Source organism: Pseudoalteromonas sp. 2CM37A (assembly GCF_023161885.1).
Classification (GTDB): Bacteria; Pseudomonadota; Gammaproteobacteria; order Enterobacterales; family Alteromonadaceae; genus Pseudoalteromonas; species Pseudoalteromonas atlantica.
The window spans coordinates 80,021-97,476 of sequence record NZ_JALNTJ010000003.1 but is presented as its reverse complement, the minus strand read 5'-3'; the positions used below and the strand labels follow the sequence as shown (position 1 = coordinate 97,476).

The 17,456-nt window shown below is 41.6% G+C and carries 17 protein-coding genes; 8 read left to right on the top strand and 9 right to left on the bottom strand.

Going from position 1 to position 17,456, the window contains the following annotated elements; genetic code table 11:
• Nucleotides 1–66: 66 nt before the first annotated feature.
• From MTF68_RS07840 to MTF68_RS07825, 4 genes are all read left to right on the top strand, one after another.
• On the top strand, nucleotides 67–1,239 hold the full coding sequence (locus MTF68_RS07840) for an MFS transporter (protein WP_248462163.1): 1,173 nt from the start codon (nucleotides 67–69) through the stop codon (nucleotides 1,237–1,239).
• Nucleotides 1,240–1,308: 69 nt separating this feature from the next.
• On the top strand, nucleotides 1,309–2,448 hold the full coding sequence (locus MTF68_RS07835) for an MFS transporter (protein ID WP_248462162.1): 1,140 nt from the start codon (nucleotides 1,309–1,311) through the stop codon (nucleotides 2,446–2,448).
• Nucleotides 2,449–2,459: 11 nt separating this feature from the next.
• Entirely contained in the window at nucleotides 2,460–2,993 is a 534-nt protein-coding gene (locus MTF68_RS07830) for a redoxin domain-containing protein (RefSeq protein WP_121636891.1), read from the top strand.
• A 63-nt stretch (nucleotides 2,994–3,056) separates the two neighbouring features.
• Entirely contained in the window at nucleotides 3,057–3,467 is a 411-nt protein-coding gene (locus MTF68_RS07825) for a hypothetical protein (protein ID WP_121636890.1), read from the top strand.
• Nucleotides 3,468–3,588: 121 nt separating this feature from the next.
• Here MTF68_RS07825 and ssb read toward each other — a convergent pair whose 3' ends face one another.
• Together ssb and MTF68_RS07815 are read right to left on the bottom strand one after the other, a co-directional pair.
• Complete coding sequence (ssb, locus tag MTF68_RS07820; RefSeq protein WP_024032519.1) at nucleotides 3,589–4,293, bottom strand: single-stranded DNA-binding protein; 705 nt, start codon at nucleotides 4,291–4,293, stop codon at nucleotides 3,589–3,591.
• A gap of 20 nt (nucleotides 4,294–4,313) precedes the next feature.
• Nucleotides 4,314–5,681 (bottom strand): MFS transporter, encoded by a 1,368-nt coding sequence (locus MTF68_RS07815; protein WP_054982921.1) that lies wholly within the window; start codon nucleotides 5,679–5,681, stop codon nucleotides 4,314–4,316.
• 163 nt (nucleotides 5,682–5,844) lie between these two features.
• Here MTF68_RS07815 and uvrA point away from each other — a divergent pair, with 163 nt between their 5' ends.
• Entirely contained in the window at nucleotides 5,845–8,667 is a 2,823-nt protein-coding gene (gene uvrA / locus MTF68_RS07810; protein WP_248462378.1) for an excinuclease ABC subunit UvrA, read from the top strand.
• A 35-nt stretch (nucleotides 8,668–8,702) separates the two neighbouring features.
• Complete coding sequence (locus MTF68_RS07805; RefSeq protein ID WP_248462161.1) at nucleotides 8,703–9,740, top strand: hypothetical protein; 1,038 nt, start codon at nucleotides 8,703–8,705, stop codon at nucleotides 9,738–9,740.
• Between the two features lie 414 nt (nucleotides 9,741–10,154).
• Here MTF68_RS07805 and trpS read toward each other — a convergent pair whose 3' ends face one another.
• From trpS to rpe, 3 genes are read right to left on the bottom strand one after another with little or no spacing between them, the layout of a single operon-like run.
• Nucleotides 10,155–11,159 (bottom strand): tryptophan--tRNA ligase, encoded by a 1,005-nt coding sequence (gene trpS, locus MTF68_RS07800; protein WP_029771853.1) that lies wholly within the window; start codon nucleotides 11,157–11,159, stop codon nucleotides 10,155–10,157.
• A 36-nt stretch (nucleotides 11,160–11,195) separates the two neighbouring features.
• Nucleotides 11,196–11,861: a phosphoglycolate phosphatase gene (locus MTF68_RS07795; RefSeq protein WP_248462160.1), complete on the bottom strand. Its 666-nt coding sequence runs from the start codon at nucleotides 11,859–11,861 to the stop codon at nucleotides 11,196–11,198.
• Entirely contained in the window at nucleotides 11,861–12,544 is a 684-nt protein-coding gene (gene rpe, locus MTF68_RS07790; RefSeq protein WP_029771856.1) for a ribulose-phosphate 3-epimerase, read from the bottom strand. The genes MTF68_RS07795 and rpe overlap by 1 nt, the downstream gene beginning before the upstream one ends.
• Nucleotides 12,545–12,969: 425 nt before the next feature.
• Here rpe and MTF68_RS07785 point away from each other — a divergent pair, with 425 nt between their 5' ends.
• Both MTF68_RS07785 and MTF68_RS07780 read left to right on the top strand, forming a co-directional pair.
• On the top strand, nucleotides 12,970–13,266 hold the full coding sequence (locus MTF68_RS07785) for a hypothetical protein (RefSeq protein ID WP_154944635.1): 297 nt from the start codon (nucleotides 12,970–12,972) through the stop codon (nucleotides 13,264–13,266).
• A gap of 3 nt (nucleotides 13,267–13,269) precedes the next feature.
• Nucleotides 13,270–13,455, top strand: a complete 186-nt coding sequence (locus MTF68_RS07780; protein ID WP_024032525.1) for a DUF2970 domain-containing protein — start codon at nucleotides 13,270–13,272, stop codon at nucleotides 13,453–13,455.
• Here MTF68_RS07780 and MTF68_RS07775 read toward each other — a convergent pair.
• Genes MTF68_RS07775 through aroK form a run of 4 tightly spaced genes read right to left on the bottom strand, consistent with a single transcriptional unit; the run spans nucleotide 13,403 to nucleotide 17,319 of the window.
• Nucleotides 13,403–14,269 (bottom strand): Dam family site-specific DNA-(adenine-N6)-methyltransferase, encoded by an 867-nt coding sequence (locus tag MTF68_RS07775; RefSeq protein ID WP_004589353.1) that lies wholly within the window; start codon nucleotides 14,267–14,269, stop codon nucleotides 13,403–13,405. The two genes, MTF68_RS07780 and MTF68_RS07775, sit on opposite strands and share 53 nt — an antisense overlap.
• 53 nt (nucleotides 14,270–14,322) lie before the next feature.
• The gene (locus MTF68_RS07770; protein WP_248462159.1) at nucleotides 14,323–15,702 is read right to left on the bottom strand and encodes an AAA family ATPase; all 1,380 of its coding nucleotides are present in this window, start codon (nucleotides 15,700–15,702) and stop codon (nucleotides 14,323–14,325) included.
• On the bottom strand, nucleotides 15,702–16,772 hold the full coding sequence (gene aroB, locus MTF68_RS07765; RefSeq protein WP_248462158.1) for a 3-dehydroquinate synthase: 1,071 nt from the start codon (nucleotides 16,770–16,772) through the stop codon (nucleotides 15,702–15,704). The genes MTF68_RS07770 and aroB overlap by 1 nt, the downstream gene beginning before the upstream one ends.
• Nucleotides 16,773–16,800: 28 nt before the next feature.
• Nucleotides 16,801–17,319 (bottom strand): shikimate kinase AroK, encoded by a 519-nt coding sequence (gene aroK, locus MTF68_RS07760; RefSeq protein WP_004589350.1) that lies wholly within the window; start codon nucleotides 17,317–17,319, stop codon nucleotides 16,801–16,803.
• Nucleotides 17,320–17,456: the final 137 nt, after the last annotated feature.

The window sequence follows — 17,456 nt, the reverse complement described above, 5'->3', positions numbered from 1 at the left end:
TTAAACATTTCTAACATCAAGCTTCTCCCTCTATCATTCGCCTACCTTTTAATGTTGGAGAGCAAAATGACCCAGGTAACGCAAAGTGCCTCGTTAAGTCGCTTTATTTTATTGTTGATGACAACCGCCATTGCAGCAACCGCTGCAAACCTATATTACAGCCAGCCAATTTTACCCCTGATTGGTAACGAGTTTAATTTAACGGATTCACAACTTGGTAGCATTCCCGCATTTACTCAATTTGGTTACGCTTTTGCCCTATTGTTTATTTCGCCGCTGGGGGATTCTATTGCGCGTCGTCGCTTAATAAGCATTTTATCGGGCTTACTGGTTATTGCATGTAGCTTTGCCGTATTTACACCTAACTTACCGCTGTTATTAATGTCGGTATTTTTAATAGGGGTAAGTGCCAACATTACCCAGCAATTAATCCCTTTTGCGGCATCACTTGTATCTGCTGAAAATAAAGGGGCTACATTGGGCACCTTAATGATGGGTCTAACCATTGGTATTTTACTTTCACGCACGTTTAGCGGTTTTGTAGGAGAGCACTTTGGTTGGCGTGGCGTATTTGTTATGTCTGCAATATTAGCTGCGCTATTTGGTGTACTACTTAGGCTCTTTTTACCCCTAAATAAACCACACACTAGCTTACGTTACTGGCCGCTACTTAAAAGTACAGTGGCGTTATTTAAGCAGCACAAACCACTACAAGTATTTACTTTAACTGGCGCACTTTGGTTTGCTGCTTTTAATGTACTGTGGGCTACTTTAGCTATTTATGTCAGTGATGCACCTTTTAACTACAGTGCCCAAGAGGCCGGATTATTTGGCATCATCGCATTAGCTGGCGTAATAGGGGCTAAGTCTTCGGGTAAGTGGGTCAATGCGTTGGGCTCTAAAAAATTAGTCATGATAGTACTCACACTTGCCGCAATTGGTTTTGCTATTACAGGTGTTTTTTTAGGAAACCTAATAGCCCTAATTATCGGTATTATTTTAATCGACTTCGCTATTTTTAGCGCACAAGTAGCCAATCAAGTCCGCGTATTTAGCATAGACCCAAGCTCACAAAGCCGTATTAATGGTGTTTACATGCTCGGCTACTACTTAGGCGGCGCCTTTGGCTCAATTATTGGTGTGAAAGCCTTTGCTTTGTACCAGTGGCCTGGCGTAGTCGCCCTTAGTGTAGTGTTAATTACCATCAGCGCTGCTTTTAACTCTCTTGCAAAAAAATAACCGCCATTAACTCCTTGCAACTAAGCGTAAGTCCCCCTTAGTTGCCCCATTTAAAAACAGAGAATACTTATGAATAAACTCAATAACGCAGGAAGCTACACTTTGCTGTGTATAGCTTGCTTAACAATCATGGTGGGTGCATTGGTTGCACCTGGTTTAATCAGTATATCTACAGCCCTAAATGTTGCTGACAGTGCGGTATTTTTAGTGACCTTACCGGCTTTAGGGGCTGTTATATTTGCGCCTATTGCAGGTAAATTAATTGATAAATATGGCGCTTACCGTTCATTAATTATTGGCTTATTTTTATACGGCTTTTTAGGTGCAAGCGTGTATTGGTTACAAGGGCCGTTGTTGGTTTTTGCTAACCGTATTTTGCTTGGCGGTGTTACCTCAATTGTTATGGCCGGTTGTACCGTTTTAATATCACAGTGGTACTTTGGTAAAGCGCGCCTAGGCATGCTTGCTAAGCAAGGTATGGCAATAGAGCTAGGTGGCGTTATATTTCTATTTATAGGTGGCCTACTTGCTGTACAGCATTGGGCTTTACCATTATCGTTGTACCTTATTTCTTGGGTATTTTTAGCCATGTTGCTACTTTTTGTGCCGCATAATCACCCTCAAGCACAAGAGGCACAAGCAACACAAGAGCACGTAATATCAAATAAAGGCTTATCTCTTAAGCATGTGTATTCGCTGGCTGTGCTTGCAATGGTCACGTTTTTTAGCGCAATTGTTTTACTACCCAGCACAATGCATGCGCAAAATTATAATGAAGAACAAGTAGGGTTTTTACTCTCTTTCATCTCGTTAGTGGCTGTTGTTGGGGCACATTTTATGCCTCAGTTAACTAAAAAAATGGGCGAGCAAAAAGTACTTGCGCTGGCATTTATAGGCTATGGGGCATCATTTGCTTTCTTTTTACAAACGGGTACAGCGTTATTGGTAATAGGCGCTGTGTTTAGCGGTATTGGCTTTGGTTTTAGCATCCCACTATTAAACCATATGACCGTAGAGCGTAGCGCAGCCTCTGTTCGCGGTCGTAACCTCTCTTATTTCACAATGGCTGTTTTTTCTGGGCAATTTTTAACATCGTTTGTTGAATATATCCCCGGAGGCACTCGCAATATTTTTATTAGCTGTATCAGCTTATGTGCTCTCACTGCGCTGTACTTATTTGTTAAAAAAAATCATTCACAATCAGTATAAAAGAGGTTTTTATGTCAGAGTCATTTAAATTAATAGCCGGTAATTCATTTCCAACAGTTACCGCACACTTACTCGATGGTACAACCGCAGATCTAAGTAAGCCGCACGGTGGCGCCGAGTGGCAAATGCTTGTGGTATACAGAGGCAAGCATTGCCCGCTTTGTATGCGTTACTTAAATTTACTAGAAGCGCAATTACCCGCATTAAAGGCACTTGGGGTGAGCGTTTGTGCCGTTTCTGCAGATAGCCGCGCGCAGCTAACACAAAGCATGGACACGCTCGCGGTTAGCTTTCCTATAGCTTATGGTTTAACACAGCAGCAAATGAAACAACTTGGGCTGTATATTTCCTCACCTCGCTCTGAGCAAGAAACCGACCACAACTTTGCAGAGCCCGCTATGTTTGTCGTAAATGAGCAAGGGATATTGCAAGCTGTAAATATTTCTAATGCCCCGTATTTACGCCCTGAGTTAGACGTGGTTGTAAGAGGCTTAAAGTTTATTAAAGAGCAAAATAACTACCCTATTCGCGGCACTGTTGTGTAACCATTTAAATTGCAGCCGTGGCGTTTATTACCTGACGGCTGCTTTATTAAGGCATAAGCTTTCATGAAGAATTTATTTAGTAATCTTTTAAATTTAGCCAGCGCGCTTTTTATGTTTAAGTTTGCCCTGCCAAAATTATTAGCAGCGCAAGTAAGCGTTAAAACCTTTAGCTACTTTGCACAGGTACTGCCCGTTAACGCTAAAATTTATATGTATAGCGTTGGTTTACTGGAGTTGGTAGTGGGTTTAATGATGCTTGCTCTTTTGTTTATTAAAAATGAAAAGCAAAAAGCACTGTTTATCTATGTTGCGTATGTTTTATTGGCGGGTACGTTAATTGGGGCGCTGTTACATGAATATTTTGTTCGCCCCGAGCCAGTTGCTCAGTTAGTCACTTACTCAGGCTGCTTTTTAGTTATATGTGCCATTCAATTTTTAGCCTATAAAAAGGCGCTAATAGCGCGTTTTGAGTGACTTTAAGGCGTTAAATGGTAGATAGAAACAGTGCCTTTTGTGCTAAAACGTGTAGTTACAAAAAAGCCGCTAAATAGCGGCTTTTAATATTATTTTTCAACATTTCTGCTTGTATCATAAATTAAAACGGAATGTCGTCATCAAAATCTATTGTTGGTTCCATAGGATTTGATGCACCGCCCTGAGGGGCGTTTTGCGGCTTAGGTGCAAAACCACCTTGCTGCTGTGGCGCATTACTTTGCCCAGGAGCAAAGCCACTGTTGTTTGATTGTTGGTATTGGTTATTTTGCTGTGGAGCAGGTGCTGCAGCTGGGCGTTGTGCTGGTGCAGCTTGTTGCTGTGGTGCATAACCACCTTGCTGGCTGTTTTGAGCTTGGTTGTTTTGACCATAGCCACCGCCTTGTTGATTATTTTGGTAACCGCCACCTTGTTGGCCGCCTTGATTACCTTGATAACCACCACCTTGCTGATCGCCACCGCGAGCGCCTAGCATTTGCATTTGACCCGTAAAGCCATCAACAACGATTTCTGTTGTGTATTTTTCTTGGCCTTGTTGGTCGGTCCATTTACGTGTTTGAAGTTTACCTTCGACGTAAATTTGCGAGCCTTTACGGCAGTACTCACCAACAATTTCAGCTAGCTTGCCAAAAAATACTACACGGTGCCATTCAGTTTTATCAACCATTTGGCCAGTGTTTTTGTCTTTATAGCTGTCTGACGTTGCTAAGGTAATATTTGCTACACCATTGCCATTAGGCATGTAACGAACTTCAGGATCTTGTCCTAAATTACCAACCAAAATTACTTTGTTCACACCGCGTGCCATGGAATCTTCTCCTATAAACGTTAGATTAAACCAGCTACTTTACGTGCTTGGTCTAGGTCAAATTCTTTATCATTAATCTTTAAATAGCTGCGGCTTTCGTCGCGTACTACTGTTGCTTCTATTACGCCAGGTAAAGCAACTAGCTGAGAAGCAAGTGCTTGAGCTTGCTCTTCAGAACTTAAATTGGTCATTAAACTAATAACTTTACTTTTCGGTGGGACTTGCATTTTCCACGCAATAATAAGCCATATTAACCCAACAAGTGCCGCTGCCGCAAACACAGCTTGCGTACTTGTAGTTTGGGCAACATAACCCCCTAAAATACCACCTAAAAAAGCCCCCAAAAACTGGCTAGACGAATACCCACCCATAGCAGAACCTTTTTGGCTAGCGGGCGCAATACGCGATACAAGCGCAGGCATAGTGGCTTCTAAAAAATTAAATGCTACAAAATAAAGCAGCATACAAATGGCAATGCCAACCACGCTATTCACCCAAATAGACATAGCAAGCATACTAATAGAAAGCAGTGCTACTGAGCCAATAAACGCCTGTTTTTCTTTTTCTTTTTTAATGGCAATAATCATAATAGGGACCATTAAAATAAACGCTAACAGCAATACTGGAATATATAAATACCAATGATGGTTTGCCACTAAGCCATCTTTTATTAGTTGGCTCGGCAGTACCACAAAAATAGTGGTTAGCGTTAAATGTAGCAGTAATACACCTGCATTTAAGCGCGATAATTGCGGATGCTTAATAAGCTTTTTAATATCACTAAAGCTTGCCAAGGTATCGCCTTTTGGCGCTTTGTTTACTGCGTTTGGCACTAAAAATAAAATAATACCAATACCGAACACGGCAAGTATTGCTGTTAACCAGAATACGCCTGCTACACCCCACGACGCGGCAACAATAGGCCCAAGTAACATAGCAAAAGCAAAGCTCATGCCTATACTCATACCAATTACGGCCATTACTTTAGGGCGCTGTTCGTCGCGGCTTAGGTCGCTGGCAAAAGCAAGCAGCGCACTGGCTATAGCGCCCATACCTTGTAGTGCACGGCCCACTGTAACCATTTGAATAGATTCAGCAAGGGCTGCAATAACAGAGCCCAACGCAAACACAACTAAGCCACCAACAATGACTTTTTTACGGCCTATTTTATCTGACAAACGCCCCATAGGAATTTGCAGTACCGCTTGCGTTAAGCCATACGCGCCAATAGCAAATCCTATCCACATAGGCGAAAAACCATCAAGCGATTGGCCATAAATAGCCAATACAGGCATCAGCATAAACAAGCCGAGCATTCTAAATGCAAACACACTCGCCAGCGATACAGCGGCGCGCTTTTCTCGTGAATTAAGTGAAGATGCGGTCATTATCTGCGTATTCTTACGATATGAAAAATTTAGGCTGGGATTCTACCACAAGCTTGGCAATAATTAATCGCCTATAAGTAAGGATTTTTTCGTTGATCATTGATTAATAATGTTTCGTATTATGCGATACTGGACAAATAATTTTGGTAATAAACGAGATAGCATGGAAAACATTGAAGTCCGAGGCGCCCGTACGCACAATTTAAAAGACATCAGCCTAACCATCCCACGTGATAAATTAATTGTTATCACAGGCCTATCTGGTTCGGGAAAGTCATCACTGGCATTTGATACTTTATATGCAGAAGGACAGCGTCGTTATGTTGAGTCACTTTCTGCCTACGCAAGGCAATTTTTATCGTTAATGGAAAAGCCCGACGTTGATCATATTGAAGGCCTCTCTCCCGCCATTTCTATTGAGCAAAAATCTACATCGCACAATCCTCGCTCAACAGTGGGTACCATTACCGAAATATACGATTACTTGCGTTTAATGTTTGCCCGCGTGGGCGAACCACGCTGCCCAACCCACGACTTACCGCTTGCAGCTCAAACAATTAGCCAAATGGTTGATACCGTTTTAGCACTGCCAGAGGGCACTAAGTTGATGCTTTTAGCGCCAGTGGTTAAAGATCGTAAAGGTGAGCACATTAAATTACTTGAGCAACTTGCAAGCCAAGGCTACATTCGCGCTCGTATAGACGGCGAAGTATGCGACTTATCAGATCCGCCAACACTTGAGCTTCATAAAAAACACACTATTGAAGTGGTGGTTGACCGCTTTAAAGTAAAAGATGGCCAACAGCAGCGTTTAGCAGAGTCGTTCGAAACCGCACTTGAGATGTCTGGCGGTGTGGCAAATGTAGCCTACATGGACGACAGCACGATAGAAGAAATGCTGTTCTCGGCAAATTTTGCCTGCCCTACCTGTGGCTACGCAATGACCGAATTAGAACCGCGCTTATTTTCGTTTAATAACCCTGCCGGTGCGTGTCAAAGCTGTGATGGTTTAGGCGTACGCCAATATTTTGATCCTAACCGTGTGGTACATAACCCAGAGCTCAGCCTTGCCGGCGGTGCTATTAAAGGGTGGGATAAACGCAGCTTTTATTATTTTCAAATGCTACAGGCGGTCGCCGAGCACTATAACTTTGATTTAGATGTGCCATTTGAAAAGCTGGCTAAAGAATCGCAAAAAATTATTTTAGAGGGCTCAGGGCAAACAAAAATAGCCTTTAACTACCGTAACGACAGAGGCGATTTAATAACACGCAACCACGAGTTTGAAGGCGTGTTAAACAACATGAACCGTCGCTATCGCGAAACTGAGTCAAACTCGGTGCGTGAAGAGCTCGCTAAATATCAAACTAGCCAAGCGTGTCCTAGTTGTCATGGCTCGCGTTTACGCCAAGAAGCACGCCACGTATTTATAGGTCAAACAAACCTACCTGCTATTACGACTATGAGTATTGGCGAAGCGATGGACTTTTTTGAAGGGCTATCACTAACAGGCCAAAAAGCCCAAATAGCTGAAAAAATCCTGAAAGAAATTCGCGACCGCTTATCGTTTTTAATTAATGTAGGACTTAATTACTTATCGCTTGAGCGCAGTGCCGATACCCTCTCCGGTGGTGAAGCCCAGCGTATTCGTTTAGCCAGCCAAATAGGTGCGGGCCTTGTAGGCGTAATGTACGTACTGGATGAGCCATCAATTGGTTTACACCAGCGCGATAACGACCGTTTATTACAAACATTGGTGCATTTACGCGACTTAGGTAACACCGTGATTGTAGTTGAGCATGATGAAGATGCCATTCGCGCAGCCGATCACATTATTGATATTGGCCCAGGCGCGGGAGTGCACGGCGGACATATTATTGCACAAGGTACACGTGACGATATTTTAGCCACTAAAGACTCAGTAACGGGCCAGTTTTTATCAGGCGTGCGCAAAATAGAAGTACCAAAAGAGCGTAACCCAACCAGCGACAAATGGCTTGAGCTATTTGGTGCCACAGGTAATAACCTAAAAAATGTAGACTTAAAAATTCCATTTGGCTTATTAACCTGTATTACAGGGGTATCGGGCTCAGGTAAATCAACGCTCATTAACGATACACTCTTTAAGCTTGCGCATACTGAGCTTAACGGCGCGACCACAGCAGAAGCCGCGCCGTATAAATCAATTAGTGGCCTTGATCACTTTGACAAAGTGATTGATATTGACCAAAGCCCAATTGGTCGTACACCGCGCTCAAATCCTGCAACCTACACAGGTATTTTTACCGGTATTCGTGAGTTATTTGCAGGGACACAAGAAGCCCGCTCTCGCGGCTATAAAGTAGGTCGCTTTAGCTTTAACGTAAAAGGCGGGCGCTGTGAAGCTTGCCAAGGCGATGGCGTAATTAAAGTAGAAATGCACTTTTTACCTGATGTATATGTACCGTGTGATGTATGTAAGGGCGCGCGCTATAACCGCGAAACCTTAGAAGTACAATACAAAGGTAAAAACATTCACCAAGTGCTCGAAATGACCGTTGAAGACGCGCACGACTACTTTGATAAAATACCTGCAATAGCGCGTAAACTTAAAACGCTAATGGACGTTGGTTTATCGTATATTCGCCTAGGGCAAGCTGCTACCACGCTCTCTGGTGGTGAAGCACAACGTGTAAAACTGGCTCGTGAGCTTTCTAAACGCGATACAGGTAAAACATTGTATATACTTGATGAGCCAACAACCGGCCTTCACTTTGCCGATATTGAACAACTACTTGTGGTATTACATCGCCTGCGCGATCATGGTAATACCATTGTGGTAATTGAGCATAACTTAGATGTGGTTAAAACCGCAGACTGGGTGGTTGATTTAGGCCCTGAAGGGGGCGCTGGCGGCGGTGAAATACTCATTGCAGGCACGCCTGAAGAAGTAGCCGAATGTGAACGCTCGCATACTGGGCATTACCTAAAGCCCCTATTAAACTAACTGGGGTTTATTACCTCATACGATAAGGAAAGTCGGTGTTAAGGCGTTATAAAATTATAAAATGGCGAGCCAGTAGGCTATTTAAACAGCTGCAAAAAAAATTGCAGCCTCTTAAAGCTGATATTGATAAGCATATTAAACCCATATGGTTTAGCCTTAGCACCGCGCAAAAGCTTTACTTAGCAGCGCTTATATCTGTGATTTTCTTTAAATCCTGGTCACTTTGTGCGCTTTTAACAATGACTGCCTTGGTAATTGAATTTTGGCCAAAGTTTAATAAACTATGGCACTCTTTAGCAGGCAAAGCTTTAATTTTGGTTTTTTATGCAACCATTGCTAATTTTGTTTTGGCAAATGCAAGCAGCATTGTTAACGATGTAACTCACGTATCAGCTGCAAACATGAGCTACACACACAATTTTGCAACTTTGATATATTTACCCATTTGGGCATTAGGAATTACACTCTGTACATTACTAATATTTCAATTTATTTTACCCTTTTATATCATAATGCTGTTACTTATAAAGCCATTTGGATCGCAAAGCATTAAATATATAAGTCAAAGCTACTCTCCCTTACTTACCGCATCTATTAGATTAATATTAGCCTTCATAACTTTAAGTACCCTCTATCCTTTATTGGACGATAGGGATGAAGCAACATTTCTATCAGATATAGAAAACGGTTTCTATTTTGGAAGAGAGCTGGCTAGTGACTCTCCTGAGGTGAAGGGGCATGCTATGGTCAACCTAAATGAAAGGCTGGCTAAACAGGAAACAAAAACTCAACCCAGCTCGCCAAAAGCAGAAGAAATAAATGAATTCGCCGAATCTGCAAGTTCATTTGTTGCTACTGAAGGTTATTTTGGGCGTAGTAAACACCTTATAGCGATGTTTGCATTTAATTACGAAGCGGATGAATACTCAAGGTGTAAAAAAGCCAAAAATAGCAAAGTGGTAGAGTTGAACGATTACGAAATAGTAGAGATTACGCCAAATGAAACTATGCCTTATGGCTATTCTTTTATTGTAAAAGCCTGCGAATCTCCTGCGTTTAAGTCCACTAGCTAATAAATTATGGCTTTTTTAAGTGATGAATGAAGTATTAGAAATTATAAAAAAATGCCGCTAAATTTAGCGGCATTTTTATTTGCTTATACTAGGGCGTGTTGATCTTTGATGGTTGAATTTGCAGCAGCATGTTTGGTTTTTAGGCAAGGCAGAGCCTATGAAGTGTGGTTACTCCCCATAAATAGGCGATAACGCAGCATAAATGCCAAACATGCGCTGCCCTTCGGGTTCTGCCTAGGGGCGATAAACTCTTTGTTGCCTAAATGGATGTAGGTAAGGGGCGTGAGCAGGACGCGGAAGCTTTACTCGGTTTTTACTTAGCCCACTAGGTTACAAACCTCGCGCCGCGATTTAATCGCCCCTAGATTGAACAAATTTCAATCCGCAAAGATCAACACGCCCTAAGAAAGCAATTTATGTACGAGGAATAAACCCTAGTGCATCGTAAACCGATTTAAGTGTTTTTTCTGCACGTACACTGGCTTTTTCTGCGCCTGATTTCATGATGCTATCAAGTAGGTTTTGATCTTCTCTGATCTCTTTAAAACGTGCTTGGATTGGCTCAATCATGCTAACAACTGCATCGGCTGTGTCTTTTTTCAGGTGACCATACATTTTATCTTCATACTCTGGCACTAAGTCTTCAATTGAGCGCTTAGTGGCTACGCTTAATAAAGTAAGTAAATTAGAAACGCCTGGCTTTTCAGTACGGTCAAAGTAAATACGCGCTTGCTCGTCTGAATCGGTTACTGCTTTTTTAAGCTTTTTCTCAATCTTTTTAGGCTCATCTAATAGCATGATGTAGCCATTAGGGTTTTCATCAGACTTAGACATTTTTTTGAGCGGATCTTGAAGGCTCATTACGCGTGCGCCAAATTCAGGAATATATGGCTCAGGTAACTTAAATACGTCACCGTATAAATTATTAAAGCGTGTCGCTATATCACGCGTTAACTCTAAGTGCTGCTTTTGGTCATCCCCTACCGGTACTTGGTCAGCTTGATATAATAAAATATCCGCTGCTTGCAATACTGGGTACGAAAATAAACCTACGTTTACATTGTTAGCATGCTTAGATGACTTGTCTTTAAACTGAGTCATGCGGTTAAGCTCGCCCATTTGTGCGTAACAATTTAGCACCCATGCTAACTGCGCGTGCTCTGGCACTTGCGACTGTACAAATAAGGCCGATTTTTCAGGGTCTATGCCACATGCCGCATATAACGCTATACCATCTAATACACGAGAGCGAAGAAGTTCAGGCTCTTGGCGAACAGTAATCGCGTGTAAATCAACAAGCATAAAGAAACTTTCGTGGTCTTCCTGTAGCTTTAGCCACTGGTTAATAGCGCCAACATAGTTGCCTATTGTCATACCACCGGTTGGCTGAATGCCACTTAAAACTACTGGTTTACTCATGATTTTCCTTTAGTGTTGTTTAGTTAATTAAAAATTTTAACGCTGTGTTAGTGTTGGTATTATATCTAAGAAGTTATCGCATAGGTACTGTGGATTATAATCCTCAAGATTTTCGCCTTGGTTATAACCATAATCCACCGCTATTACATCAATTTTAGCGGCATGTGCTGCCAATATATCGCTTTTTGAATCGCCAATCATAATAGCCTTACTCGGCTCAACATTCAGCTTGTTACATGCATACAATAAAGGCGCTGGTGAAGGCTTTTTAGCCATATCGTCTCCACACACTATCACTTCAAAGTGACTGGAAAGGGAAAGCTTATCAAGTAGTAGCTCGGTAAATAGACGCGCCTTATTAGTAACAAGTGCTTTTGGCATGCCCCGCAAAGCACTGAGCCCTGTTTCTACATGCTGATACAACACACTATACTTGCCCACTAGCTGCTCATAATGTTGGTAAAATAAGGCAATGGCTTTTGCACTAAGCGCTTCATCTAAATGTTCGCTAATTTGCATATCGCCGCTGAGTGCACGTTTGACTAGGGTTTCAATACCGTTGCCTATCCAGCTTTCAACCAAGCTTTGGCTAACAATAGGAAACGCTAAATCACTCAGTGTTAAGTTTACTGCTAGGTATAAATCGTAAACGCTATCAACAAGTGTGCCGTCAAGGTCGAACAAAGCTACATCATATTTCATTACTTTACGTTTCCTAACTGCTCACGCATTTGATCAATAACAACCTTGTAATCAGGCTCATTAAAAATAGCAGACCCTGCTACAAACATATCGGCACCTGCTTGCGCTGCTGCGGCTATGTTATCAACCTTAATACCACCATCTACTTCTAGGCGAATATCACGACCCGACGCAACTATACGCTGCTTTGCTTGAGCTAGTTTTTCAAGGGTGTGGGGAATAAAGCTTTGGCCGCCAAAGCCTGGGTTTACTGACATTAATAAAATTGTATCTAGCTTATCAATAACGTGATCGAGGTAGCTAAGACTAGTGGCAGGGTTAAATACTAAGCCTGCTTTACAACCATGGTCTTTAATGAGCTGTATGGTACGGTCTATATGCTCGCTGGCCTCAGGGTGAAAAGTAATTATTGATGCGCCGGCCTCTGCAAACAAAGGGATTATACTATCGACTGGTTTTACCATTAGGTGCACATCTATAGGGGCTGTTACACCGTAATCTCTAAGCGCTTTACACACCATAGGCCCAATAGTGAGGTTAGGCACGTAGTGATTGTCCATGACATCAAAATGTACTACATCAGCGCCTGCAGCGAGTACTTTATCCACATCTTCGCCTAATTTTGCAAAATCGGCTGACAAAATAGAAGGCGCAATTAAGTATTTTTGTTCAGGGTTTAACATAGTAATCCGTCAATCAGTAAAATATGCCTTAATGTACCGTAAATGCTAAGGTTTCCCAAGTAATACACTGTAAATTAGGCATAACTAAAATTTCGATTTAAATATATAAGTATTTATTTATAAAAAGCTTTAGGACGTGTTGAGCTTTAATGGTTGAGTTTTAGGCAGCATGTTTAATTTTTGGTAAGGCCGTGAGTAGGATGCACAAGCCATGCTTACATGATACAAGTTATTAGTTTACGCAAGAGCAGTTATTGTGCCCACTCGATTACAAACTTCGGGGCGCGATTTAAAAACTCTTAGCTTGAGAACACACTTTAACTCACAAGTTTCAACAGGCCTTAGCTATTACAGGTAAATATTAGTTTGTTATTTATACAGCTTTTGTTATTATTAAAGGAGTAACTTAATTTTAGGCTAATATTATGCGTGCATTTAAAACAGGGATCTTAATTGCGTCGGCATTGTTATTTATTGGGGCATTTAGTTTTGCGCCAAGTTCTGAGCAAGATTTAAGCTTAGTTAGCAATTGTCAGCATCAGGCAAGTAGTAAAAGCGCTTCAAACACCTTAACGTGTGCGAAAGTAGAAGAAGACTCATCGTGGTTTTCGTGGCTAACAGGCGATAGCCGCAGTGCGCAGTTCCATTATTTAGATTTATTAGAGCTATTAACTAGCTCAGAAGACGCTAAGAATACGCCTTCAATAAAACCTCTATTTTAAATAATGCTGCACTTTATTAGCGCGTTGCAAAGTGTGCTAGCAGCATTTTTTGGTGTGCAATCAGAGCACAAACGCCAAGCCGACTTCCAACAACACTCCCCTCTTTTTATTATTGCTTTAGCTGTGCTGTTTTTTGTTATTTTTGTAGTGACAATTTACGCAGTGGTTGCTTGGGTGCTAAATACATAGCCATTAGCTCGTCGACCTTGTTGCGTGATCCACCTTTAGGGCTGATAGTACGTTTTACCTGAATTTTACCAAGTGTAGCTTGGCTATAAATTTTTCGCGTCCACACGGTATCGTGGTTAGATATAAGCACTGGGGTATTGTTTTCGAACGCGGCTTGCTCGGCTAAGTTTGCCAAGTTTGCTTGATCGTCTAAATTAAACCCGCCTTTAGCATAAGAGGTAAACGACGCTGTTTTACTTAGCGGCACATAAGGCGGATCGCAATAAATAACCGCATTGTTTGGCACAAGCTTAAATACATCATCGTAGCTTAGGCAGGTAAATGTGGCTTTTTGTGCTTTTTCGGCAAAAAAGTACATTTCTTTTTCTGGAAAATAAGGCTTTTTATATTTACCAAATGGCACGTTAAAAATGCCTTTGAGATTATACCTACACAGCCCATTGTAACCATGGCGATTCATGTATAAAAAGAGCATTGCGCGCTCATATACATCATTGCTTTTATTAAACTGTACACGGTATTCGTAGTAAGCGTCTGGGTGGTTATTTAAATCAACAAATAGTTTTTTAGAGTCACTTATAAACTCATCAGGCGAGCGCTTGAGCTCTTTGTATAAGTTAATTAAATCAGCATTGATGTCGTTGAGTAAATAGTGCTTAAAATTACTATTTAAAAATACCGAGCCTGCACCTACAAAAGGTTCTACCAAGGTTTCAGCGTGTTTGCTGGCTTGAGATAAACGTGCATTAATATCTTCAACTAGGCTGTATTTACCGCCAGCCCATTTAAGGAAGGCTCTACTCTTTTGTTGCATTGGTTCTTAACTTCAATCTGCTGTAGCGCGATTTTACACTAAAGTGAGTCAGTTTACTGATCAAGTCGTGCAATTTCTTGTTTTATTTTGCTGATTTTTTTATAAAAAGGCTTGTTCTTTCTAAGCGCACTCGACAAGGCAGACAACGCACTTTTAGCATCAGCGAGTGATGCATAACTGCCAATAGTAACCACCCACCACACTTTATTATTTCGCTTAGTTTGATATACCTTAGCGCGCTGGCTTAAATTATGTTGAATAATAAACTCACGGGTGATTTTTTCCTGTGTGACGGCTAGCAGCTGCACAGTTGTATTATTATCTGGCTGAGCTAAATACCAAGCGTTATCTGATACGTTATTTAAGATTTTAGGCTGCGGGCTTTCTTTATCGTCACTTTCAATTGGCTCAATAGTCTCAGGAGTGTTTAAGCTTTGTGGTAACGCCTCGCTTTGTTCACTTTGCTCACTTTGAGCGCTTTGTTGAGCTTGGTGCGTTAGGCTTTGCATTATCGCCGGCACATCGTTTTTATGAGGCGCTACATTACCTTGTGATTTATCGCTGACCGGCTCTAAAGGCAAATCCGCTTTTGATATATCAGAATTATCATTACTGACTTCTTTATCCACGCTTGGGGTAGCGGTAATTTTAGAAGCAGGAATAGCGGTATCTATGGCTTGGCTTTGTTGATTTTGATAGTACGTTTGCCACCACTGGGTCATATCATTTTTATACAGCAACCCAATGATAAGTAGCATAATTATAATTAACAACGAGATTAAGTGTACTCGCCACGACACTTTATCTTTTTTTACAATATCAGCCACATGCTCCGTTGGTTGCCATGCTAATAATAAGCTGGGGTTGCCATTCGCTTCATTTAAAAATGCGCTAAATACGGGGTCTTCATCGTACGGTAAATTAGGAAAATACCAGCTCATTAGCTGTTTAGATTCATGTGCAGATAAAGGCTCTAAGTAAATTTCAACGGCATTATTAATAGCTAGCTTTGATTGCGAAGCTAGCATGATATAAAGCGTTACAGGGCTGTTTTTGGCAAGTAACTCTAATTCCTGTAATAGCTCTTCAGATAGGTGCCTTGCATTATCAAGCACCCACAAACAAGCCTCACACGGCTGCTGCTGCAACAATTGGTAAAAGTTTTCACTTAACGATAAATCGTGGTCAATCAGCGGAGAGTTAAAGCTTTGCTCTAATATATCACTCATCAGTGATACATCATTTACACTGGCACTTACTTGTACAAATGCTTTATTAAAACTGTTGTATTTGTCGGTGATGAAGGTTTCGAGCATATAACTTTTGCCTAGGCCAGAGGTGCCTAGTAATACAATTAAGTTTTGCCCGTATTCAAATTGCAGAGCGATTCTATCCACCAACGCCGCACGGCTTGGTAAAATTTGCGCCTGCATTATTGCTCGATTAACGCTCTAACTTGGTCGTCTGATACGTCATCTACCAATGCGCATTGACCAAATTGAGTAGGTAAAATAAAGCGGATAGTGCCTTTTTTATTTTTTTTGTCTTTGCGCATATGCATTAAAAACTGCTCAGCAGTCATTTCACTTGGGATCTCAGTCGGTAAATTATAAAGCTTGAGTAGCGTTACAATTCTATCTACCTCAGTTTGCGATAAATCACCGCGTGTATGCGCTAATTTAGCAGCAAGTACCATTCCGGTAGCAACAGCCTCGCCATGTAGCCATACACCGTATCCCATTTGCGCTTCAATTGCATGCGCAAAGGTATGCCCTAAGTTGAGTAATGCACGAAGGCCATTTTCTTTTTCATCTTGCGCCACGATAAGCGCTTTAATTTCACAACATCTATAAATAATATGCTGCAAACTTGCTTCATCTAGTTGCTGTAGCTTTTCTACATTTTGCTCAATAAAAGCAAATAGCTCGGTATCGTAAATTAAACCATACTTAATAACTTCGGCCATACCCGCTGCAAATTCGCGCGCCGGTAAAGTGTGAAGTGAATTAGTATCAATAAAAACCGCTTGCGGCTGATAAAACGCCCCAATCATGTTTTTACCCAGTGGGTGATTTACCGCTGTTTTGCCCCCTACAGAGGAGTCAACTTGTGATAGTACCGTGGTCGGAATTTGAATAAACGGTACACCGCGCTGATAACATGCAGCAACAAAGCCTGTTAAATCGCCAATAACGCCGCCACCTAGTGCAATTAAGCATGTGTCTCGGCCGCAATTATTTTGCAATAAAAAAGCAGATATTTTCTCTAACCATTCAAGTGACTTGTATTGCTCACCATCGGGAATGACAAAAGAAAGAGGGTCTAGATCAGCTAACGAATCAAGCAGTCCTTGTAAATATAAAGGCGCAACTGTGTCGTTAGTGATAATGATAGGCCGACAATCACCAATGTGGTGAACAAGGCGGCCATTATCTTGAAGTGCAGATTGACCAATAAAAATAGGATAACTTCGCTCGTCCAAATTAACAGTTAATTCAAGCATGCTTTGTTATTTCCTTTATTATTGGTTTTTAAAAATCTAATTTCTCGATGATTTGGTTAGCAACAACTTTAGCGCTTTGCTCATCGGTGCGTACAACAAAATCGGCAACTTCTTTGTATAGTGGCTCGCGTTCTTCTGCTAAGCGCTCTAGTACATTACGAGGTGCTTCTTCAGTTTGCAGTAATGGGCGACGCTTGTCGCGTTGCGTGCGTGCAACTTGCTTTTCTATAGGTGTCTCTAGGTATACAACGATACCACGAGCCGAAAGCTTGTTTCGAACTTCTTTACTCATTACTGAACCACCACCGGTTGCAAGTACAATACCTTGCATTTCGGTTAAGTCGCCAATAACAGATTCTTCACGAAGTCTAAAGCCTTCTTCACCCTCAAGATCAAACACCCAGGCAATATCTGCACCGGTACGGCGTTCGATTTCTTGATCAGAATCGACAAATTCAAGGTGTAATTGGTCAGCGATGTGACGACCAATCGTGCTTTTGCCAGCCCCCATGGGGCCAACTAGAAATATATTACGTTTCTCAGCCATATCTTTTAGTACAAACGAACTCTAAAATTTGAAATAAAACCCCGCCTAACGACCTGGCCCCAAAATTAAGGAGGGGATTATCTCAGTAATTGGCCGGGTATTTCAAGTCTATTACAATAAAAAGCCATATAACGAGC